Origin of the sequence: Pontibacter amylolyticus, assembly GCF_014638845.1 — a bacterium.
Taxonomy (GTDB): Bacteria; Bacteroidota; Bacteroidia; order Cytophagales; family Hymenobacteraceae; genus Pontibacter; species Pontibacter amylolyticus.
This window is the reverse complement of record NZ_BMFP01000015.1, coordinates 1-730: the sequence shown is the minus strand read 5'-3', so window position 1 is coordinate 730 and position 730 is coordinate 1. Positions and strand designations below refer to the sequence as shown.

1 protein-coding gene is annotated in these 730 nt (G+C 59.5%); it reads left to right on the top strand.

The features are described 5' to 3' along the window. Positions 1-730 (top strand): polysaccharide lyase family 20 protein (locus IEV97_RS19985; protein WP_188503262.1); only part of this gene is annotated, 730 nt, incomplete at both ends.

Genomic DNA, 730 nt, shown 5'->3' with positions numbered 1-730 from the left:
CGCAACTGGTGATGCTACCTCGGCCAGCATCCGCTGGGAGAACCTCTTTGAGGGCAGCTCGCCCCTGTCAGGAGTGGGCATGGAAAAAGCCCACGACTACTCCATGACCGTTTCCAACTCCGTAGCCTACCAGGGCAGCCAGTCGATGCGCGTGGAGCTGCGCGAATCCGACACCGAGGTCGCCGGCGGCACCAGGGCGGAGCTGAACCTGGGCTACGCCAAGGCCAAGGAAGAGTGGTACTCCTTCGCGGCCATGTTCCCTGCCGAGTTCAACGGCAAGGACTCGCACTCAGAGCAGATCGTACAGTGGCACTCGGTGCCTGACGAGCACCTGGGCGAGCCGTGGCGCGGCCCGGCCAAGTCAGTGCAGATCCAGAACGGCCGCTTCATCATGAAGATCGGCTACAACTCCCAGCAGGTCTCTACCGGCTACGAGGGAGAGAAAATATATGATTTGGGACCGGTGACTACTGACATTTGGCATGAGTTCGCCTTCCACATCATCCACTCCTACGGCAGCGACGGCCTGGTAGAGGTGTTCCACAACGGCAAAAAGATCCTGGAGCACAGGGGCGGCAACAGCTACAACGACGTCAACCTGCCTTACTGGAAGGTGGGCCTTTACAAGTGGGTGTGGAACGGCAACGTCAAGTCGGACGTGAGCAAGAGGGTACTCTTCTTTGACAACATCCGCATCGGAACTGCAGGAGCCACCCTCGCAGACATGACA